Genomic DNA, 21,729 nt, shown 5'->3' with positions numbered 1-21,729 from the left:
ACAACGACAATCCGGCATTCCTGCCTTACTTTAGCAAAGAGAAAAACCATGGTTCATGCTCAGAGCGCTTCACCTCGCCATCCCATTTTTACGGCGCTTTTCGGTATGATGGTATTGACGCTGGGGATGGGAGTTGGCCGCTTTCTGTATACGCCCATGCTGCCGGTAATGCTGGCGGAAAAGCAGCTAACGTTTAACCAACTCTCCTGGATTGCCAGCGCCAATTATGCAGGGTACCTGGCGGGAAGCTTACTGTTTTCCTTTGGCCTTTTTCATCTCCCCTCTCGTCTACGCCCCATGCTGCTGGCTTCGGCGGTCGCCACCGGTATTCTTATTCTGTCTATGGCGATATTTACTCAGCCCGCGGTCGTCATGTTGGTGCGCTTCCTGGCAGGCGTCGCGAGTGCGGGAATGATGATTTTTGGATCAATGATTGTGTTGCATCATACCCGCCATCCGTTTGTGATCGCCGCGCTCTTTTCCGGCGTCGGGGCCGGGATTGCACTGGGCAACGAATATGTCATTGGCGGTTTACATTATGCGCTTTCGGCCCATTCGCTATGGCTGGGGGCCGGAGCGCTCGCCGGTATATTGCTATTAATCGTGGCAATGTTGATTCCCCCCCGCGCTCATGCGCTGCCGCCTGCGCCCTTAGCAAGAATCGAAAATCAGCCTATGTCCTGGTGGCAACTGGCGCTGTTATACGGTTTCGCCGGATTCGGCTACATCATTGTCGCTACCTATTTGCCGCTGATGGCGAAAAGCGCGGGCTCTCCGCTACTCACGGCACACCTTTGGTCGTTGGTCGGCCTGGCGATCATTCCCGGCTGCTTCGGCTGGCTGTGGGCGGCAAAACATTGGGGCGTCCTGCCATGTCTGACCGCGAACCTGTTGATCCAGAGCGCCTGCGTGCTGCTGTCTCTCGCCAGCGACTCGTTGTTGCTGTTAATACTGAGCAGTATTGGTTTTGGCGCCACGTTTATGGGCACAACCTCACTGGTGATGCCGCTTGCCCGCCAGCTCAGCGCGCCGGGCAATATTAATTTGTTAGGCCTGGTGACGCTAACGTATGGTATTGGGCAAATTCTCGGTCCGCTCGCCGCCAGTCTGTCAGGCAATGGCGCGTCGGCAATTATCAACGCCACGCTTTGCGGCGCCGCGGCGCTCTTTTTTGCCGCGCTGATCAGCACCGCGCAGCAGATAAAACAAAAACGGTTTGTGATACGTGAATAAGCGGTAGAGTAAACCCGCGCTATCCGCACCGGGTTGTATCTTTAATGCTATTCGCGGCGCAATGCGGATCTGTTTTTAATAGCACATCCTCAACACGTTATTTCAAGGTAAAGATGCCACTAAAAACTATACTTATTCTATGGTTTTTAGTGTTATCAATCTGTCTATTATTTTATATACCCTTCCTACTTCAAGTGGCTTATGTGTTGGCTACGGATTACCCGGCCCATCCATGGGCCTCGCCCTGACGGGCCGTTGCTCACCCCAGTCACATCGTTATTATGCTCCTGGGGACTCACTCCCTTGCCGCCTTTACGCAACTCGAATTATTTTGGCTATATATTCCATTATGATGATTATCGCTCCCTCTCAAATCATCACAATTATAAATAAATCACATCATGAAATTAATTCGATTATTCGTTTTTTATTACCTGCCCGTAGGATTCTTAGGGCGCAAGCTGACCCATCAGCGGCTACTGACCTGACCGTGACAATTCCTCTTAAGGCGTGAAATTGACTAACGTCAAATTTATTTCCCCTTTTTCCTGCTCCCGGCTCTGGCCTGCGTCAACACCTGTTTCTTTGCTTTTTTACCGCGCGTTATACCGTCCACGGTTCCCCGCGCCTCCGGCAGTAGCGAGGATGGTGATTTTTCGCGCTGCTATGCAAGAAACGCATAGCACGATACATACTTGCATTTTGTCCTTACCCTTATGGCTGATAAGGTCTTTCTGTTTCGGGCTTTTTGGCCTGTGGCTACAACCAACACATCATCAAAAAAATTCGGGGATCGCTATGGCGCAACAAGTGGACGGGGCGGCCATGCCGCTTGATACAGAAAAGGTCGGGATAAAGGGATACCTGGCGTTTTTTCTCACCATTATTTTCTTTTCCGGCGTATTTTCCGGAAGCGAAGGCTGGTGGCGCGTTTTTGATTTTACCGTACTCAACGGGTCATTCGGTCATGTGACCGGTACGCAGACCTTTCGCGGCGCGGGCGGAACGGGCGCGAAAGATGGCTTCCTTTTTGCGCTGGAGCTGGCGCCGTCGGTTATCCTTTCTCTGGGTATCATCGCGATTACGGATGGGCTTGGCGGTCTGCGGGCGGCACAGCAATTGATGACGCCCATCCTGAAACCATTGCTTGGCATTCCCGGCATTTGCTCACTGGCGCTGATCGCCAACCTGCAAAATACCGACGCCGCGGCGGGTATGACCAAAGAGCTGGCGCAGGAAGGCGAAATCACCGAACGCGATAAAGTGATTTTTGCCGCCTGGCAGACCAGCGGCAGCGCTATTATCACCAACTATTTCTCCTCCGGCGTTGCGGTATTCGCCTTTCTGGGAACGTCAGTCATCATTCCGCTGGTGGTCATTCTGCTATTCAAATTTATCGGCGCAAACCTTTTGCGCATCTGGATTAACATCGAAGAACGCCGTCACCCTGCGCAAGGAGCCCAATCATGACGACTCAGGTACGTAAGAATGTCATGGATATGTTTATCGATGGCGCACGCCGCGGTTTTACCATCGCCACGACCAACCTGTTACCCAATGTGGTCATGGCATTTGTCATTATTCAGGCGCTGAAAATTACCGGTCTGCTCGACTGGGTAGGCCATATCTGCCAGCCCGTGATGGCGTTGTGGGGGCTTCCCGGCGAAGCGGCTACGGTGCTTCTGGCTTCGCTGATGAGTATGGGCGGCGCCGTTGGCGTGGCGGCCAGTCTGGCTACCGCCGGCGCGCTAAGCGGCCACGATGTTACCGTACTACTGCCAGCCATTTACCTGATGGGAAACCCGGTACAGAATGTCGGCCGCTGTCTCGGTACTGCCGAAGTCAACGCCAAATATTACCCGCATATTATCGCAGTCTGCGCCATCAATGCGCTGCTGTCGATCTGGGTCATGCAGCTTATTGTTTAATAAGGAGTTATCATGCCTGATTTATCCGCCGCGGAGTTTACCTTGTTACAGGGTGCGCACCTGTTTGCGCCAGAAGACCGGGGCATCTGCGATGTTCTGCTCGCGAATGGCAAAATTATTGCCGTCGGCGCTGACATCCCCGGCGATATCGTACCGGACTGTGCGGTGATTAATCTTAGCGGTCGTATGCTGTGCCCGGGCTTTATCGACCAACACGTTCATCTGATCGGCGGCGGCGGCGAAGCGGGGCCGACGACGCGGACGCCGGAAGTCTCTCTGAGCCGCCTGACGGAAGCCGGGATAACAACGGTCGTCGGCCTGCTTGGCACCGACTCCGTCAGCCGTCATCCCGCGTCGCTGTTAGCCAAAACGCGAGCGCTAAATGAGGAGGGGATCACCGCCTGGATGCTCACGGGCGCTTATCACGTTCCGTCGCCGACCATTACTGGCTCGGTAGAAAAAGACGTCGCGCTGATCGATCGCGTCATTGGCGTGAAATGCGCAGTCTCCGACCACCGTTCCGCCGCGCCCGGCGGGAATCAACTCACCAGCATGGCAGCCGAATCACGCGTTGGCGGCCTGCTGGGCGGCAAACCCGGTGTCAGCGTTTTTCATATGGGCAGCAGCAAAAAAGGGTTACAGCCGCTGTATGACATCCTGGAAAACAGCGACGTGCCGATCGGTAAACTGCTGCCTACCCACGTCAACCGTAGCGAATCGCTTTTCGAGCAGGCGCTGGCGTTTGCGCTTAAAGGCGGCGTGATCGACATTACCACCAGTATCCCGGATCCCGTCGCGCCGGCGGAGGGCATTGCCAGAGCGGTAAAAGCCGGCGTCCCGCTTTCCCGGGTGACGCTCAGTTCAGACGGCAACGGCAGCCAGCCGCTATTTGACGCTGCCGGAAATCTGACGGGTATCGGCGTCGCGGGCTTCGAAAGTTTGCTGGAGACGTTGCAGACGCTGGTTAACCACTACGGATTCAGCCTGACCGATGCTCTGCGTCCGCTGACAACCAGCGTAGCCGCCTTCCTCAGTCTGGACGGCAAAGGCGAAATCCGTCCCGGTAACGATGCGGATCTGCTCGTCTTTAGCGCAGATTTACGCATTGAGCAGGTGTATGCGCGCGGCAAACGCATGGTCAATGAGGGGAAAGCCTGCGTAAAAGGTACCTTTGAACCGGCGTAATTCCCGCTAGTTTCAGACTGCCCCATCACGGCATTCTGAAAGAGGACGGGATAAGTGGTTGTCAGCCGCCCGAATGGACGTAGAATGCCCCTTCGGACGGCTGACAGGATAACGGTAAATGGATGTAACTGGAGCAGGTTTGCACAATATTGAGACAAAATGGCTATATGATTTTCTGACGCTGGAAAAGTGCCGCAATTTCTCTCAGGCCGCCATTATCCGCAACGTATCGCAACCCGCTTTTAGCCGGCGGATTCGCGCCCTGGAACATGCCGTGGGCGTTGAACTGTTTAACCGACAGGTCTCGCCGCTACAGCTTTCCGAACAGGGTAAAATCTTTCACTCCCAGGTTCGCCACCTGTTACAGCAGCTGGAAAGTAATCTGACCGAACTGCGCGGCGGCAGCGATTATACGCTGCGTAAAATCAAGATTGCCGCCGCCCACTCGCTCTCCCTCGGCCTGTTACCGACCATCGTTAAGCAGATGCCGACGCAGTTTACCTACGCCGTTGAGGCGATAGATGTCGACCAGGCGGTGGATATGTTACGTGAGGGGCAAAGCGATTTTATCTTTTCCTATCACGATGAAAACCTGCAACAAGCGCCGTTTGATAATATCCGCCTGTTTGAGTCGAGACTGTTTCCGGTTTGCGCCAACAATGGCCGGGGCGAGCCGCGCTATACGCTTGAGCAGCCGCACTTTCCCCTGCTTAATTACAGTCAAAACTCCTATATGGGCCGGCTGATAAATCGTACCCTGACTCGCCATGCTGAACTGAGTTTCAGTACATTTTTCGTCTCTTCGATGAGTGAATTGTTAAAACAGGTTGCGATGGACGGCTGCGGAATCGCCTGGTTACCCGAGTATGCTATCCGTCAGGAGATTACCGACGGGCGCCTGATAGTGCTTGATGCCGACGAACTGGTTATCCCGATCCAGGCTTATGCTTATCGCATGAATACCCGCATGAGTCAGGTAGCCGAAACATTTTGGCGCGACCTGCGTGGGCTTCAGGCCGCGCTGTAAACACATCAGGCGGTAAGGCGTTGTTCCCCGGTCAAAGAGGCGCGGGTGTCTGGCCAGGACTCATACCAACGAATCGCCGCGCGCACCAGCGACGCTGTGGAATCAATCATCGGGCACGCTATCGCGCGTTCATGTCCGGCCACAATAAGCGGAATTTCGGTACACCCCATAATAATTGCCTGAGCGCCACGGGCAATAAGGCTATCGATTTGCGGCAGCAGCAGCGCTTGCGCCGCAGTTTTATCGCCACGTTTAAGCGTATAAATAGCCTGCATTACCAACGCCTGCCCCGCGTCTTCTGGCTGAATTAACGTCAGCCCCCGCGCCAGCGCTTTCTTTTGATATAACCCGGTTGCCAGCGTCGCATTGGTCGCCAGCAGACCAACGTGCCGCGCCGATGGCGGAATATCCCCCAGGGTGGCGTCCAGGATGCTGATCATTCGCGCTTTCGCGACGTTCTGTAAATCATCAAACCAATAATGCGCAGTGTTGCATGGGATAACGATACACTCCGCCCCGGCGTCTTCCAGCATATGCAGATAACGCTCCAGATAACGGTATGGCGAAGGCCCGCCGGATAACAGACATGCTGTACGATCGGGAATATCAGGGATAGAGCTGACAATGAGCGGGATGTGTTGTTGATCACAACTGACATGTCGCAATTCAACAAATTTTTCCAACATATCCGCCGTTGCCGCAGGTCCCATCCCCCCCAGTATCCCAATGGTGTGTTTCATCGCTTTTCCCGCTTATTTACGTCAAGGTCAGAAACACACTATCAACTTGATGTGTATATAAAAAATGCCGTTTTATTAGCGGCTATGCGTAAAAATCATAACGGGTGTAAGGGCCATGCGTTATCGCCTTTTCAGGCAATCGATTGGTTACATGAGCGCTCATCAGCCTTCGCAAGCCGCTAAATGCCATTTCGCTATACAGCATCGCCCACTGCGAGTCCGCAAGCTTGTTTTGTCCTCATCGCCACAGCGCCTGTCGGTGAAGGGGCCGCCGTGTTTTGCTTTTCGACGCCAATGCGGGAATATCCCAGCGAATATGGCTATAAACCAAATCCACGGTCTCCGTGGCGCTGCCTTCGGCGTCGCCATGATTGCTCATGCGTGAAATTCGCACATTGGTGAGCGTATAAATAATAAATGGCAGCATTGCGCCCTTATCACTACGGCATAATGTCAGCACGCCTTCTTTCACCGTTTTCCCGTTACAATAGTGCTCATAGAGGCCAAGCGTAGCAAGATCGACTGGCTTTGTCAGCGTCAACCCTCCAATATATGTCCCTCTCGCTTCGCCGGACTCCCGTTTCGTCGGGTTGTGGTTGTAAGCAATAAGTTTTATTTGGTTTTCAAAACCTTTGATCTGGCTTTCGCCTTCAATACCGTCCAGTTTTAAATAGATGGCGTCCATCCCCCCTCCGTGATTATCATGCGGCAAAGCAGGCTGACAAGGACGGAACGCCAACAATGAAAGAACGTTCCATTTTCCAGCCATTTCGTTGGTGTCTCTGTATACCAGATTAAATACCGACAATCTGCTATAACTGGATTCTTGCTAAATACCTTCTGCCATCAACAATCCATTTTACAATAGCGCTACTGACCTGAAATCTATTACGCCTGGCATTCAAGCATCGTTTCCTGAATAACCATAGCCGCTATAAGAACCATATCAAAAAAGAAATATCAATATCATTTCTTATTTTTATCCGAGAAATTACTTAATTCCACAGAATCGGAATGTAGACAATTCTTATTCCTTTTCACATCAATGGGTTTTTTAGACTTTTGTCATATCGAAAACAACCATTCCAATAGAACATATTTACTATGTAAATATATTTAATGTTTTTATCGCGCGCAGTGTTATCACAGTAATAAATGACTTGCATCAAAAATGCGCCTTTCAGCGCCACGTATTTTTGGGCAGCAAATTATAAAATCGCGTTTCAAAGTCAGTGACATGTTCTCTGTGCAGGCGATATGACTTTATGCCCGGACGACACGCCAGCCGCTTTACCCTTACGTTTAGTCGTGATACGTTAGACCACATGAACACGAAACGATCCAACGCTACGCAACGTCATCTCCGCTGGTGGCTGCCTTCCTGAAGGCGGCACGGATCACTATCCCTTTTTAAGTAGCCGCCGAAAGGCGGCTACTGCGTTTCGGGACGTCTTTCGGCTTTACAGTAAGCATAAAGGAGTCCTTAATGAACACCCTTCCTATCATTCTGACTGGCGATCGCCCCACCGGCTCGCTGCACCTCGGCCATTATGTCGGTTCACTGCGCCAGCGCGTCGCGCTACAGCAGGATCACCAACAGTATGTCCTGATTGCTGACCTGCAGGGACTCACCGATAACGGCAGTAATCCGCAAAAAATCCGCGATAATATTCCGCAAGTGTTAGCTGACTATCTGGCCGTCGGCATCGATCCCGCGCTAACGACGATCTGCCTGCAATCCGCATTACCCGCCCTCGCTGAATTAACGGTGCTGTATATGAATATTGTTACCGTCGCCCGAGTGGAGCGTAATCCTACGGTAAAAAATGAGATTGCCCAAAAAGGCTTTACCCGTTCCCTGCCGGTCGGGTTCATGGCGTATCCCATTAGCCAGGCGGCAGATATCACCGCCTTTAAGGCCGAAATGGTACCGGTTGGCGACGACCAATTGCCCATGATTGAGCAAACGAATGAGATCGTTCATAAGATGAATAGTCTTTTCTCCTCGCCGGTATTGCGACCCTGTCAGGCGCTCCTGAGCGATACGGGCCGTCTGCCAGGCATTGACGGCAGCGCCAAGATGTCGAAATCGCTCGTCAATACCCTGCTTCTTTCCGCCAGCGAAGAAACCATCCACCGTGCGGTCAGCGCGATGTACACCGATCCCAATCATTTAAAAATTAGCGATCCGGGAAAAATAGAAGGTAACGTCGTCTTTACGTGGCTGGATGCGTTCCATCCGGATAAAGCCAAAGTCGCGGCGATGAAAGCACATTATCAACAAGGCGGATTAGGCGATCGTGTCTGTAAAAATGAGCTGGAGACCTGCCTGCAAGAACTGATCGCGCCAATACGCGAACGACGGGCAACCTTTATTGCAGATAAGGGAATGCTAATGGAATTACTGAAAAAAGGTAGCGAGCGGGCGCATGAGGTCACTCAAAAGACGCTACAGGAAGTAAAACGTGGACTGGGTCTGCCCACGCTATTCCAGGTATAATCAGGCATCAACGTTGTCCAGCGGCCATGACTCAAACAGATAGCCATCAAAGTAGATGTCATCAACATTGGAAAACTCCAGCAGACGCTGCTTCACGTTTTCCAGGTGCTGCCACATCGCCAGCTTCGCTGCGCGGGCGTCTTTCTTAATTAACGCCGCGAGGATCTGCTTATGATCGCCCAGCCACTCCTTACGGTAAAGCGTATCGCCCAGATGGCTATGAAGCTGGAGCCACATCGGATTATTTTCACGCCATTGCCAGGACTGACGGAAGAGCTCGACCAACATACTGTTATGGGTCGCTTCGGCAATGGCCAGATGAAACTGCATATCGCCGCTTTCTGAGCCGCCCGGCGCGCTGGAGGCGAGTTCTCGCTCTTCCAGTTGTAACGCCTGGCGCATTTTAATGATGTCCTCGCGGGTGGCCTGCAGAGCGGCAAATTCAGCGATATTACTTTCCAGCAACTGACGCGCCTGTAACAGTTCAAACGGCCCGGCGTCATTACAGTGATTGACGTCAGCGCCTTCCATCTCGTTATTATCCGCGCTGTCGAGCACGTAGATCCCGGCGCCGCGGCGGACTTCAACCAGACCTTTAATTTCCAGCATGATCAGCGCTTCACGCACGACGGTACGCGTCACATTGAGCCTCTCAGCGATCTCTCTTTCCGGCGGCAAGCGCTCCCCGGGGCGGTACGGCGTCTGCACAATCAGATCCCGTATCATTGCGCCCACTTCCTGGTAAGGTCTTTGCTGAGAAGTGTTTGATTTCATATTGGTCGTGCCCGTCCGATGCGATTTCCCGGTATCAGACTATAGCATTTGTAAAGAGGGATAGCACGCGTAGCACACCAAAAACGCGAAACTGGTCAACCAACAAAACAATAATGCGCCCCGTTTCGTTAGTGAAGCCAGATGAAAGGAAAGGCAGTAGACAATACACGACTGATGTTCCACCTTTAGCCCTGATGCCTGAATATGAACAACATATTGGTTTACCAATATAAAATTTATCAACCAAAAATTACGCCATAAAATGTGTCTGTACATTGACAGGAACAACGCCTCTGACATAGCGTGATCGGCGAAAATCCAGCCGCTCTCTTTGTATCAAGAACGCGTTATGATAAAAGACACAGTGTTTTTCGCCCCAAGCGTATCCGGGGGAAGCAACGCCTCCAGTTTGTCGAGCCGCCATCGCCGGGCAGCGATTATTCTGCATGAAATTTATGGTATTAACGCTCATATCCAACGCGCAGGCCATGAATGGATGACGCGCGGATTCGACATCTATATTCCCGCGCTGTTTCCTCACCATACCCCCTTTCGCTATGAACAGCAGGAGGAGGCTTACCGTCACTTTTCAGCAAATGTCGGCTTTGATCCCGCCGTCGTTACCACGTTACTCCACGATCTCAGAGCGCAGTACGAGACGTTAATCGTCGTAGGATATAGCGTCGGCGCAACGCTCGCATGGCTAAGTGCAGCCAGTGGGTTATGCGATGGCGTCATTTGCTATTACGGTTCCCGTATACGCCAGTACCTTCATCTTGCGCCTCTCTGTCCGGCACTGGTTATTATCGCGCGTTATGAGCCGGCGTTTGATCCCCGCGCCATGCGACAGACGCTGGAAAAGCGCCCCCGGGTGCAGTGTAAAATGTACGATGCGCGGCACGGGTTCTGTGATGCTGATAGCGCCACCTTCGATGCCGCCTTATCTCATCAGGTAATGGACGATGTGAGCGCATTTATTCGCGACATCACTTGTGCAAACACATCGCCCGATTGAAGCCTGATTTTCAGCTTTAGTGGAGACTTTTTTCAACGAGCTGTTCCAGTTTTTTCAAAGCCTGTATGTCTGCGGCATCAAGACCATAACGTTGCAGCGTTTCAGCGGGGTGATAACTGACTAACGTTCGCCCATCGGCTTGCTGGCTAATGAGCACCCGAAACGGTAAATCCAGCGCCAGTTCGGGATGCGCCAGCATGAGAGGCGTTCCGCCTTTAGGATTGCCAAAGACCAGAACCGTTGTCGGCGGCATTTTCAGGTTAACATTCTGTGCCGCTCTGGCATGGTCAAATTCCCCAAATAACACCAGACCGTGATCGGCGACAGCGTGCATCAACCGCGCTCGGGTCTGCAAATAGTCATAAGCGCTGTAGGTTTTAACCATGGTTATCGCTCCATCCTCCGTTGCAAAGCCAGGCCTTATTAAGATTAACATCAGGGTTACCGCCGATAAAAAAGGCTTTAAAATAGTACTCATTCTTCTCTCTCCCTGACCCAATACCCATGAGTAAATGCGACACAGATGATATGCGGTTTAAAAATCAGTCATCGTACTGTACCCCTTATTATTGCACTGAACAGCTCATCACTAAAAAAACAGACGGCAGAACAAAAAATTCCGACGTCTGAACAAATTTAAATAACGATGATCCAATCTGACTGAGCGACAGCGCGATCATTATTATGATTATGGCGCGACACCATCCTCTTCAGCCCGCTGGGTAAGAAAAAATATACTCCGCTCAGTAAGATAATAAATACTACAGGCCAACTCTTCAGAGATACGGAGCATCATTGCGTGGTGATGATGCGACTTTTCTGGCGCCATCGGCAGAAATATTTCTGACTCCAGCACGTCAATTAAAAAATGAAATTTATGTACATATTCAGCAGATATAACGCCTCTCGCCATCAGATTAGCCATTAGTGTATTTAAACTATCTTGTTCATGATATACGATACTTTTTCTCTCATGAATTCTGAGGAGAACGCTTCTGAAGACTGCATGACATTCCCTTACGACACAGGCAAAATCATTAAGCATCAGGCGATTATACGCTTCCATAAGATCATATTCGACAAAGCCATACTCTCCAGGAGAGTACAAATAATAACATATGTTTTTAAGCCGTTTTATTCTGCGCAACCTTACAATTCTACCATTTTCATATCGATATTTTAAACTATGCTCATGAAATATATTATTTAATTCACTAATCGCCTTATCTGGTTCTAACCCAAGCGTAACTTCGTAGGTCCGAAGGTAGGTATCTATATAGTTAAAAGCAAGCTCAATGGTATCAATATGCTTTCTTTTATCATCTGTTTTTAATAACAGATTACTCATTTCATCCAGATATGACGTTGAATGCGCATATAAGGTGAATAAGCCATACTCTTTGCGCAACGTTTTACATATTCTTCGATAAACTTCGTCAGAATGACTATTATGATAGCAGTATAATGTCATATCATAAAAAGAGGAGCAATTCCCTAATGTATTAATAATCAATAAGATTATTTGCTCGCGTATTTCTAACGGAATATCTTCATATAACAGATCGCTATGCCTTAGTAAGTATGGTCTAAAGGTGTGCATTCCTCCCCCTGTAACCGCAACAGAAAAAATTACGCTATGAATAGCGCCACATTACTCTAATTCAGTGGTTCAGGTATTAATATCAGCTCAACAGTGAGCCATTTCTTCTTATTTTTTAATGGTGTTGCGTGAATATTTATTTACTCTACAGATAAAGATAATTGTAACCCATCGCCCTTTGTCATTCTGCTGATCATCACTGGTGCGAAAACGTCTGGATTATCCGTGGCGATTCAGTCTTCACTGAATGCCACAGACAAGCGTTATTCAACTAAAGCTCACCTGTCCCTTAGTCCTTCTTTCATTCCGTTGCGTCGTTGCCATACCAGCACACTTAAACGTAAGGTGAGCTTATTGTTTTTATCGACGGGTCAGAACAATCCTTCGCCGGTCATACAGTGTTTCAACAGAGAGCTGCAAATCATATTTCGCATTCTTCAGTTTTCGCGATTTAAGCATTTTCATCGTGACGCCACTTATTTGCCCTGTTTCAATCCGTCTCTTGATTTCGGCTGCGCTTAGCAGGAGTTGCTTCTTCAAAATCGACAGCAGGCTGACCTGAAAAGAACGGGAAATCCTGACGCTAACACTGACCTGCTTGTGGGAGGCGATACTGACCAGCCACCGTTCCTGAATGTGAAAATCAGGCTGCCCCGATAATTCAGCATTGTTTCGCTTCAGGATCGCGTTGTCATAAGCAAAATATTGCACCGTGGCAGCATCATTCGCCATCAGCCGGCAATAAAGATTGCGGTTAATTTTGCTGACTGGCAGGCGCGAGAACAGGGAGATATTCCAGGTGTAATCGCAGTGTGTGCATTTATAGATACTCCAGACATCGAGTACCTTCTTTTGCGAATTAACCCGAAATGCCCCAGAAGGCGTGAAGTCCCGTTTTACGCTGCATGAAGGGCAACGTTTCGCTATGCGCTGATACCCCACAGGAGTGACAGTCCATATGACTTTCATAACGTACCTTTTTTAACCCATACAAAACCGGATCCGAACTCAGCGGACCATAAATGTTTGTGTATGAAAAATATTTAAGTGATATTTTTCAGCGGGTTAAAAAAAGATTTCCAACGCTACAACCCTGTCAACGGCCAAAAGATACGTCGAGACTATCAAAGCGGCCATTATCGGGTATATGAGTTTAATCAATATTCATTATGGTAATTGCGGGAGCTATTCATCTGATACGCTAAACGTCATGAGCCTCCCTTTGAGATCACACTTTTCACTCCCGGTTATTCACTTACAGAAATCAGGTGTTATCATTCACTACGTAAATACCTTTCAACTCAACCCGAGGCTTTGATGCTGGAGAATGTCATCATCTGATAATCAGTTACCCGACCTTTTCAGGCCGGACTGATTATCAATGCGCCGAAATCGAATGCGGACACCGCAGTGTGTTTGCACGTTTTGCCTATGATGATTAAACAGGTTCTTCAGTATGAATTTATCCCGTCAGGAACAACGTACCTTACACGTTCTCGCCAAAGGCGGACGCATTACGCACATCCGCGATGCGTCAGGCCGCGTCACCGCCGTTGAGTGCTATAGCCGCGAAGGGTTGTTGCTCGCCGATTGCACGCTCGCTGTATTCAAAAAACTCAAAACCAAAAAGCTGATCAAATCCGTTAACGGTCAGCCCTACCGCATTAATACAACCGGGCTGAACAACGTTCGCGCCCAGCCTGACAATCGCTAAGGAGATGATGATGGATATCAGCGCCGTTATTTTTGCAACGCATCGCATTCGGCTATTACCCGATGAAGGCAAAATCCCCTGGGACGAGCCAGCCTTCAGCCAACGCATGCTGGAAAATCATCTGTCACAGGATCACGACTGGGCCAGCCGCCGGCTAACCGTGATTGAGCAACAGGTAACATGGATTACCCGTCAGTTACCCGCAGGCGCCCGCATTCTGGATCTCGGCTGTGGCCCCGGTTTTTATACCCGCCTGTTAGCAGAGCGTGGGTTTCACTGCACAGGCGTAGATTTCTCTCCGGCATCCATCACATGGGCTCGCCAGCAGGCGCAAGCCGCAAACCTGAATATTGACTACATTCAGCAGGATATTCGTACATACCACCCCACGGAACCCTTTGATTTCATTATGATGACGTTTGGGGAACTGAATGTCTTTAGCGCTGCTGATGCGCAAAGCCTCATCAGTCATTGCGCGCAGTGGTTGAAACCGGACGGCAAACTGCTTGTTGAAGTGCATACCTTCGATGAAGTTAAACGCCAGGGCATGGCGCAGCCAGGCTGGCAGCGTTGTCCGCACGGCCTGTTTCTTGCCGTGCCTCATCTGCTGTTAACGGAAAATGCCTGGGATGAAGAGGCCCAAACCAGCTCAACGCAGTTCTGGGCGATAGCGGAAAACGGCTGTACCACCCGTTTCGGCAGTCAAATGAAGGCCTGGCGCGATGATGAATATATCAGCCTGCTTGGTGATGCTGGCTTCACTGTGTTGCAGCGCCCGGACAGTCACACCTGGCCGGTCGGCGAGACTTTTGCAGGCAAGCTGTTTGCGCTGCTGGCTGAAAAAGCATCCACTTCTGAGGGTATTGCCCTCAGTAAAAGGAATAACCCAATGGATATCCCACGTATTTTTACCATTAGCGAAAGCGAACACCGTATCCATAATCCGTTTACAGCGGAAAAGTACGCCACGCTGGGCCATGCGTTACGCATGAAACCAGGCATGCGGATTCTCGATCTCGGTAGCGGTTCGGGTGAGATGCTCTGCACCTGGGCTCGCGATTACGGTGTTACAGGTACTGGCATTGACATAAGCCCGCTCTTCACCACACAGGCAAAACAACGTGCAGAAGAGCTCGGCGTCAGTGAATACGTACATTTTATTCATAACGACGCGGCCGGTTATATCGACGAGGAAAAATATGACGTGGCGGCCTGCGTAGGCGCTACCTGGATTGCGGGCGGTGTCGCGGGGACAATAGATCTGCTGGCCAAAAGCCTCAAACCTGGCGGGATCATTCTCATCGGTAAACCGTACTGGCGTCAGATCCCCGCAACGGAAGAGATCGCCCACGCCTGTGGCGTCTCATCCGTCGCCGATTTTCGCCCCCTGCCCGAGCTGGTCGCCTTTTTCGACCAACTCGGCTATGACGTAGTGGAAATGGTGCTGGCGGACCCGCAAGGCTGGGACAGATATGAAGCCGCTAAGTGGATGACCATGCGCCGCTGGCTGGAGGAAAACCCTGACGATGAGTTTGCGCAAGAGGTTCGAACAGAACTGACGGCAGCCCCCAAACGTCACGTCACCTGGACGCGAGAATACTTTGGCTGGGGCGTATTTGCGTTAATCGCGCGATAACGTGAAGCAGGAGGTATACCCTACAAGAGGTATACCTCCATTTAAAAGTATTCAACAAATTAACACGGCTCAAGGCGGGAATATATCGTCTTAATTTCGCCATTAAGTTTCTGCCACAATATGTCGCAAGACGTGCAAGCGTTCCACCTCACCTGATGAGCGAAACCACCATCAATAAGACGTTATTGCTGCGATTCAATTATTAAGAATAAAAAAAGAACCAGAAGAAAATTAAAAAATGACTTACCCACCATATTAGCCATTGTTAAAATCAAAGTACCCCCCTCGTAAAAGCTGGATGTATTTATTTCTCATAGACGAGAATTTATATATTATGATATAATACGGTAGAAAAATATGCAGGTTATTAACCTGCCATTAATGTAAATAATTCTTTGAGGAGATGTTTCCAGTGGGACGTAAATGGGCAAATATTGTTGCTAAAAAAACGGCTAAAGACGGTGCAACGTCTAAAGTATATGCAAAATTTGGTGTAGAAATCTATGCTGCGGCTAAACAAGGTGAACCAGACCCGGAATCAAACTCAGCTTTAAAATTCGTTATTGAACGTGCGAAACAAGCACAGGTTCCAAAACATGTTATTGATAAAGCCATTGATAAAGCCAAAGGTGGCGGAGATGAAACGTTCGTGCAAGGGCGTTATGAAGGCTTTGGACCCAATGGTTCAATGGTTATCGCTGAAACGTTGACGTCTAATGTTAACCGTACGATTGCTAATATCCGCACAATTTTTAATAAAAAAGGCGGGAATATCGGAGCTGCAGGTGCTGTCAGCTATATGTTTGACAATACTGGAGTGATTGTATTTAAAGGAACAGACCCTGACCATATTTTTGAAATTTTGCTTGATGCTGAAGTTGATGTTCGTGATGTAACCGAAGAAGAAGGAAACATCGTTATTTATACTGAAGCTACAGACCTGCACAAAGGAATTGCAGCGCTAAAAGCCGCTGGAATTACTGAATTTTCAACAACAGAATTAGAAATGATTGCTCAATCAGACGTTGAACTTTCACCAGAAGATTTAGAAATCTTTGAAGGACTTGTTGATGCCCTTGAAGATGATGATGATGTGCAAAAAGTATATCATAACGTTGCAAACCTCTAATTATAAATTAAACAAATCTGTCTCTATGGCAGATTTGTTTAATTTATAAAGCTGTTATAAAAAAGTCTATCTGGCCAGATATATAAGTTTTTAAATTTATGTTTATTAGTTGCCACTTGATCTGACACATAGCCTTGAAAGGTTGAGAGCTACCGGTTTTGATATGGTGTTGAATCCTTATATAAAACATGAGGTAATTCTCATGCTTCATACGACGAATCCCGTCAGCAAGATAAGCAAAAGCCAGCAATATCGGGCTACTTACAATCTCCCTGTGCTCTTTAAGATGCCGCGCCTCATAAATTCCGCTTGCGCTCATGATGGCTCATCTGGCGCTCTACGCGTCGCCTGACTACAGGTGTGACTCCACCAGCGCGCTACAGACCATAGTGCGAGAACCGTGGCCGATTACTTCGATGCTTTTGATGTGGAGCTATTTTTAACAGATAACGTATACCACACTCAAAATACTCCCCCAGATCAATGCTCTCCTCTGAACACCTCTTTCCTATGCCATTCCACAAACCGCTCACCCGGATAATTTTCTTTAACCGGGGGCAACGCGATCTCTTTCCCCGCAAAATCCCAGAACAACCGCTGTACCACTCCGCCACCATTCACCGCGTCGGAAACCACTACGCGCATATTTTCATCCAGGCCAATCGAACCACGATCGAACGCTTTATGATGGATTGCGCACAACGCCAGGCCATTAGGTACTTCACAAGGACCATGATGCTGCTTCCATCTGATATGGGCTGCTTCAAGGGCTATAGGGGCGTTGTCGTGGCGCATATTGAAGCCGCAGACCGCACATTGATAATTGTAAGCTCGTAGCACCGCCTGGCGAAACTTCGGATCGCGTTGACGGAAAGAGGTGCGAATATCAAAACCCATCTCGTCAGCGATGTCTTCCTGAATACTGGTCGGAAAATGCGCCTCAAGGATCTGCTGCGCCAGCGTGTCGATTAGCTTACGTTTTTTTGTTACCAGCGCGAAATTGACGGCATCAAACCCACCAGCAACATTATATTCAATGAGTTCACGTTTAGGTGGCTGGCGGCTACCGCTGGTTGAGCAGAATTCCGCGTTTTGCAATTCCCAGAAACCATCGCCCTTCAGACGCCAGAACGGCATATCCGGGCGCTGTTCACGGCGCTGTGGCCCATAGCGCTCCAGCAAATCCAGCAATTGCTCATGAATTTCAGAACCATAATCAAACAGACGATCGTGACCCTGCCGATAGTGCGAGAGAACATATAACAGCAATAACGGCTTATGCGGCGCTCGCTGTTCGCCTTTGCGCCAAATAGTAATATTTGATATCGCTTGCTTTAGGGTTTTGTCAGAGGTCATTACATTGAAGAATTCATGAGCACATAGTTGCGATGATGCTCTCCCAGTGGATCATGGTGCGGGCGGCGAGCTGTGCATCACCCTTTCGCGTCCTCAAGATAACGGGCGGCAAGCATTTCAGCGGATTCGATGCCTGCGATACCACTGACTGCTTTGTCGTAGAGCCAACCGATGATGGACTGGAAAGAGCGCGGGTGGTGGGATGGAGGGAGGTCGTCAGCGCTTTCGTCGTCCTCGTCTTCGTAGTTTTGGTATTCGTTATTCAGCTCCATATCACTCCTTTGTAGGCAGGCAGGTAAAAAGAAGGCCGGAACCATCGTAAAGACGGTTCCGGCCGGAGGTTCAATGGGATGATATGGGGTTGAAAAGATTTGTAGCTACAAATCATCTCCTTACAGATTAAAACAAATGGCGAGTAGCCCCTCCGTATAATAAACTTAACTTATTGATTAAAATCAAACTAATATCAATTTCAAATTTAATTAAATTCATAATTCAATTATTGTTATCTGTTTTTTCAAAATAACAAAAAGTTATAATAACTTTCAGCCATTCACTGTTCTAATGCAAGGAGCTTGCTTTGAGTCAGTCCGAATACGCATCCATTCTAAAGTGTACCCCATGGCTAGCTAAATTCCTCACCCGCAGAGGATTGAAGCAACCAGACCATCGTCCGTTATATGAATACCACGCAACGAGTGAAGAATATGATGAATTGAAACGGCTGCTGCGAGCTATAGGGGTACCCGATGGTTATAAAAGTGATAAAGGGTACGCAGCCTGTTTCACATTGTTCTGCTCAGAGTGGTATCGAAGAGATTATGAAAGAGAGTATGGATGGGCATGGGAGCCAATTTACAAGACGATAGGTATCTCAGCATCTTCCTCGAAAATGGGGAAAATTATCCCTAAAGGCCTGGATGGTTACTGGGGGCGTCCAGTGCGGTTTTATGACACAGAAAGGCGGAATTTCTTAGGCTCCTTATTCAGTGAAGGCGGTCTACCTTTCAGGTTGCTAAAGGAATCTAATAGCCGTTTTCAGTCGATGTTTTCTCTCATTCTAAATCAATACGATCAGGCTAAATCTTCTAACATTTCCACGTTCGCGTTAGTCCATGCAGCGGTAGAAAAATCATCCCTGCCAGTCGTTTTCAAAGAGGATACTTCAGTTGAGCTTATTAGTCGGATGGCTGAACAGTTAGTATCTCTTGTTCAAATTTATGATTTAAGTAATCATACCGAACCCGTAAAAGAACTTGAACGTGTTCATCCTAAGTGGCGTGACAGTTTCCCTGTCCCTCTCGATGATGATACGGGTACCAGTTTCCTTAATGGACTTTTACGAACAGCTTCTACTGAATCAAAACCCCGCCTTCAAAAGAATAAAACCACTCTCTGTCAGTTTTTATGGTCAGAAAATCATCCTGAAGCCCTCCAGGCACTCATTTCTCTGCCTGAAGAACTGAGTTTTTCAATTGATATTGAGCCTTCAACAACGCGCTTCGAGCTTGCTATCTATGAAGATGGTAACGAAATCGCAAGTCTGGGACCTGCATATGCAACGCTAAGTAACTCCCAGGCAAAAATAAAAGTTCGTAAGCGCGAGATTAAATTTTACCGAAGAAATCCCACGGTCAGTTTGTTTATTGTGGCGAGAGCTGGGGGTATGTTTTTCGGCTCCAATCTTTTAGAAGGCAGTGAAGTTGCGGTTGGCGATGTTCCATTGGTTTTTGTTTCTGATAAAAATGAATGGCTGTTACAGGGACAAGCCTCTTGCAGCGTACGTGGCAGCCATGTACTTATTGTGCTGCCAAAGGATGGCTGTCTGGCTTCAGAACATGAGGATTGTGACTCTGGCTTTTCGGCTTTGGGATGCCATGCTCTGACCATCAAAGGTCGCCAGGATATCATCATTAAAGGCGATGAAACGTACCGGATAAAGATAGGAAGAGATCAGATTATCCATACTGGATTCTCTTTCCAGGGGAAGCGATTAAATTGGACAAGTTATCCGGATGAACTCTTCCTCGGTGTTCCTGGAATTACTCAACATTCTGAGAATCTATCAACGCGCCATTACAAGCGTTTTTTCAACGGAACATTTATAGAAAATTGTGATGTACAAGAAAAAATGGGAGCACAGTTTATTTCGGTGCGTAACGAAAATGATGAAACGTTACTGCGTAAGAAAATTGGCATTCTCCCCAATGATTTTAGTCTGGAAATAAAAAATGGACAACAGGCGAACGAAGGTTCTGTCATTATTACTACTCAGCACCCTTGTTTGTATAGCTTGAAGGAAAAAACACTTGAAGTTGGACGGAAGCGGTTGCCCGATAGTACAGAAATAATGATGAAGGCGGAGGGCATTCCTCCTGCATCAATTTCATTACAAATAACGCCAAACCTCACTGCAAACCCGATTGTTATTTGGTTACCATTTCCTGCACGAGGCTGTCTTGCGTTCGATAAAGATGAGAAACCTCTCCCGAAAAATTTAACGATTAACGATCTTCTGGGTGCCAGAGCATATCTTTTCGGAAAAAATGGTGAGCCTACGCGATACCAGCTTGAACTACGTTTACGTTCGCGTAGTGGAATGCAGGCCTGGTATGAGTGGCACTACAGTGCGGGAGAATGTCCGGTAGAGCTTACTTTATATAGCTTAAGGGAACATATTGATAATTTACTCTCCCTGGAGGAAGGAATTGATCAAACAGTTGATATGCGCATAAAAGGAGGTGGTAGTTCTTTTACCTGGCAGATCCGACGTTATAAATATAGTCTGGACTATGATCGTGGCAGGCAGATTCTTCTCGCAAACTCAATAAGTAATCGTACAGGCCAGATCCCTTCGCCCGTCATTATGTTACTCAGCGAACCGGAGAGAAAAGTTGTACTGCTGACGTCAAGAATGAGCGAAGGTGTACCAGTTGGTGAATTTGAACTAAGTTCGATAATACAAAAGAATGGCCCATGGCTGGTGCTGCCGAAACCAGGTGAAGAAGCCTCATTTCGACCTTGCTTTATTGCAGGTGAGCCGGTAATTCAAAGCGACGCGACAGCAATACAGTCTTTACAAAAAGCAACGCAGCTTTTTAATCCTCGTTCAGATGTCAACACCATTATGTTAGTTCTGGAACAAATGGCGAGCGACCCGGCACACTCGGGCTGGCAGTTCTTACGCAATTTATACGATCAGTTCGGGTATTTACCTTTGGCTACCTTTGAAGTATGGCGGGCACTTGTTCAGCATCCACAAGCGTTGGCGATGTCGCTGTTCAAATTTGAAATGTCCATTGATTATCTCAGCCGTATTGAAAGTGAGTTTCCCGTTTTCTGGGAGTTTTTATCCATTACAGAAGTTAAACGTTCCGCCACACGTTTTCGTGCTTTTTTGACTCATAAAGGTGCACCGGAGGAAATGCAGATAAGGTTGCTGTACAGAATGTATCAACAGCTGGGCACAACATTCCCGACTTATGCCAGTGAGGTGCAATTATGGTTGAGTCAAGGGAAATTACCACCGGTTTTTCCTGAGTTGACGATGAAAGGTATTATCCTTGAGTGGTATCAGGAACTTCTACGCGAACATGGTGAATCTCGCTGGCCAGAATTTGGTGGCCCAGGCCTTTTACGTTGGTATATGTCGCAACAAAATCCTGTTATCGATATTTCCCCTGATGCCAGCTACCGCTATTCCGTCACCTTGCTCCCCGTATTTGCTGCTGCTGTTGCCAGCGGTAAAACAACATTTGAAAGTGTTTTTGAGAATAAGCCCGGCGCCGTATTTTTCTTGAGACAGGTTAGAGATTTTGACTCACGATGGTTTAACGCCATTTTCCAATACTGTCTATTGCGTAATGTTACTGAAAAATAAAAAGGAATAAGA

Annotated in this window: 19 protein-coding genes; 11 read left to right on the top strand and 8 right to left on the bottom strand. The window is 48.6% G+C overall.

The genetic code is table 11. From position 1 onward, the window contains the following. Positions 1-48 precede the first annotated feature (48 nt). The 5 genes from AAYN39_RS20095 to hypT all read left to right on the top strand — a co-directional run bounded on the left by AAYN39_RS20095 (position 49) and on the right by hypT (position 5,373). Positions 49-1,233 carry an MFS transporter gene (locus AAYN39_RS20095; RefSeq protein WP_000233270.1) on the top strand — a complete coding sequence of 395 codons (1,185 nt, stop codon included), beginning with the start codon at positions 49-51 and terminating at the stop codon, positions 1,231-1,233. Positions 1,234-2,031: 798 nt separating this feature from the next. Next, complete coding sequence (locus AAYN39_RS20090; protein ID WP_000068750.1) at positions 2,032-2,703, top strand: nucleoside recognition domain-containing protein; 672 nt, start codon at positions 2,032-2,034, stop codon at positions 2,701-2,703. Continuing rightward, complete coding sequence (locus AAYN39_RS20085) at positions 2,700-3,161, top strand: YjiG family protein (RefSeq protein ID WP_000211979.1); 462 nt, start codon at positions 2,700-2,702, stop codon at positions 3,159-3,161. The genes AAYN39_RS20090 and AAYN39_RS20085 overlap by 4 nt, the downstream gene beginning before the upstream one ends. Before the next feature lie 12 nt (positions 3,162-3,173). After that, entirely contained in the window at positions 3,174-4,346 is a 1,173-nt protein-coding gene (gene iadA, locus AAYN39_RS20080) for a beta-aspartyl-peptidase (RefSeq protein ID WP_001113054.1), read from the top strand. A 118-nt stretch (positions 4,347-4,464) separates the two neighbouring features. Continuing rightward, complete coding sequence (gene hypT / locus AAYN39_RS20075; protein ID WP_000383509.1) at positions 4,465-5,373, top strand: hypochlorite stress DNA-binding transcriptional regulator HypT; 909 nt, start codon at positions 4,465-4,467, stop codon at positions 5,371-5,373. A gap of 5 nt (positions 5,374-5,378) precedes the next feature. Here the strand turns inward: hypT and AAYN39_RS20070 are convergent, their stop codons facing one another. Next, positions 5,379-6,113, bottom strand: a complete 735-nt coding sequence (locus tag AAYN39_RS20070; RefSeq protein WP_000683258.1) for an aspartate/glutamate racemase family protein — start codon at positions 6,111-6,113, stop codon at positions 5,379-5,381. A 238-nt stretch (positions 6,114-6,351) separates the two neighbouring features. Then, entirely contained in the window at positions 6,352-6,882 is a 531-nt protein-coding gene (locus tag AAYN39_RS20065) for an Hcp family type VI secretion system effector (RefSeq protein WP_000907666.1), read from the bottom strand. 717 nt (positions 6,883-7,599) lie between these two features. Here AAYN39_RS20065 and trpS point away from each other — a divergent pair. Continuing rightward, positions 7,600-8,613: a tryptophan--tRNA ligase gene (gene trpS / locus AAYN39_RS20060; protein WP_001094618.1), complete on the top strand. Its 1,014-nt coding sequence runs from the start codon at positions 7,600-7,602 to the stop codon at positions 8,611-8,613. On the opposite strand, the gene uxuR is transcribed toward trpS, so the two are convergent. Next, complete coding sequence (gene uxuR / locus AAYN39_RS20055; protein WP_000841652.1) at positions 8,614-9,387, bottom strand: Uxu operon transcriptional regulator; 774 nt, start codon at positions 9,385-9,387, stop codon at positions 8,614-8,616. A gap of 349 nt (positions 9,388-9,736) precedes the next feature. Here uxuR and AAYN39_RS20050 point away from each other — a divergent pair, with 349 nt between their 5' ends. Beyond that, the gene (locus AAYN39_RS20050; protein ID WP_000588705.1) at positions 9,737-10,402 is read left to right on the top strand and encodes a dienelactone hydrolase family protein; all 666 of its coding nucleotides are present in this window, start codon (positions 9,737-9,739) and stop codon (positions 10,400-10,402) included. A 16-nt stretch (positions 10,403-10,418) separates the two neighbouring features. On the opposite strand, the gene AAYN39_RS20045 is transcribed toward AAYN39_RS20050, so the two are convergent. The 3 genes from AAYN39_RS20045 to AAYN39_RS20035 all read right to left on the bottom strand — a co-directional run bounded on the left by AAYN39_RS20045 (position 10,419) and on the right by AAYN39_RS20035 (position 12,971). Further along, positions 10,419-10,880, bottom strand: coding sequence for a DUF302 domain-containing protein (locus AAYN39_RS20045; RefSeq protein ID WP_001796324.1), 462 nt, complete (start codon positions 10,878-10,880; stop codon positions 10,419-10,421). Positions 10,881-11,090: 210 nt separating this feature from the next. Further along, complete coding sequence (locus AAYN39_RS20040) at positions 11,091-12,002, bottom strand: hypothetical protein (RefSeq protein ID WP_000556762.1); 912 nt, start codon at positions 12,000-12,002, stop codon at positions 11,091-11,093. A gap of 360 nt (positions 12,003-12,362) precedes the next feature. Continuing rightward, complete coding sequence (locus AAYN39_RS20035; protein WP_000864871.1) at positions 12,363-12,971, bottom strand: DUF1062 domain-containing protein; 609 nt, start codon at positions 12,969-12,971, stop codon at positions 12,363-12,365. Positions 12,972-13,458: 487 nt separating this feature from the next. Here AAYN39_RS20035 and AAYN39_RS20030 point away from each other — a divergent pair, with 487 nt between their 5' ends. The 3 genes from AAYN39_RS20030 to AAYN39_RS20020 all read left to right on the top strand — a co-directional run bounded on the left by AAYN39_RS20030 (position 13,459) and on the right by AAYN39_RS20020 (position 16,481). Next, positions 13,459-13,716 (top strand): YjhX family toxin, encoded by a 258-nt coding sequence (locus AAYN39_RS20030; RefSeq protein ID WP_001054380.1) that lies wholly within the window; start codon positions 13,459-13,461, stop codon positions 13,714-13,716. Between the two features lie 4 nt (positions 13,717-13,720). Then, complete coding sequence (locus AAYN39_RS20025; protein ID WP_001681527.1) at positions 13,721-15,352, top strand: class I SAM-dependent methyltransferase; 1,632 nt, start codon at positions 13,721-13,723, stop codon at positions 15,350-15,352. A 412-nt stretch (positions 15,353-15,764) separates the two neighbouring features. Further along, on the top strand, positions 15,765-16,481 hold the full coding sequence (locus AAYN39_RS20020) for a YebC/PmpR family DNA-binding transcriptional regulator (protein ID WP_000532938.1): 717 nt from the start codon (positions 15,765-15,767) through the stop codon (positions 16,479-16,481). Positions 16,482-16,961: 480 nt separating this feature from the next. Here the strand turns inward: AAYN39_RS20020 and AAYN39_RS20015 are convergent, their stop codons facing one another. Together AAYN39_RS20015 and AAYN39_RS20010 are read right to left on the bottom strand one after the other, a co-directional pair. Beyond that, positions 16,962-17,837 (bottom strand): phosphorothioated DNA-binding restriction endonuclease, encoded by an 876-nt coding sequence (locus tag AAYN39_RS20015; RefSeq protein WP_000199879.1) that lies wholly within the window; start codon positions 17,835-17,837, stop codon positions 16,962-16,964. Positions 17,838-17,914: 77 nt separating this feature from the next. Beyond that, the gene (locus AAYN39_RS20010) at positions 17,915-18,109 is read right to left on the bottom strand and encodes a hypothetical protein (RefSeq protein WP_000422446.1); all 195 of its coding nucleotides are present in this window, start codon (positions 18,107-18,109) and stop codon (positions 17,915-17,917) included. Between the two features lie 308 nt (positions 18,110-18,417). Here AAYN39_RS20010 and AAYN39_RS20005 point away from each other — a divergent pair, with 308 nt between their 5' ends. Beyond that, positions 18,418-21,717, top strand: coding sequence for an STY4851/ECs_5259 family protein (locus AAYN39_RS20005; RefSeq protein WP_000083327.1), 3,300 nt, complete (start codon positions 18,418-18,420; stop codon positions 21,715-21,717). The last annotated feature ends 12 nt before the right edge of the window (positions 21,718-21,729 follow it).

This window comes from Salmonella sp. K21076 (assembly GCF_039650795.1).
In the GTDB taxonomy this organism is placed as follows: Bacteria; Pseudomonadota; Gammaproteobacteria; order Enterobacterales; family Enterobacteriaceae; genus Salmonella; species Salmonella enterica.
The sequence above is the reverse complement of the archived record's forward strand: the minus strand, read 5'-3'. Positions and strand labels throughout refer to the sequence as shown.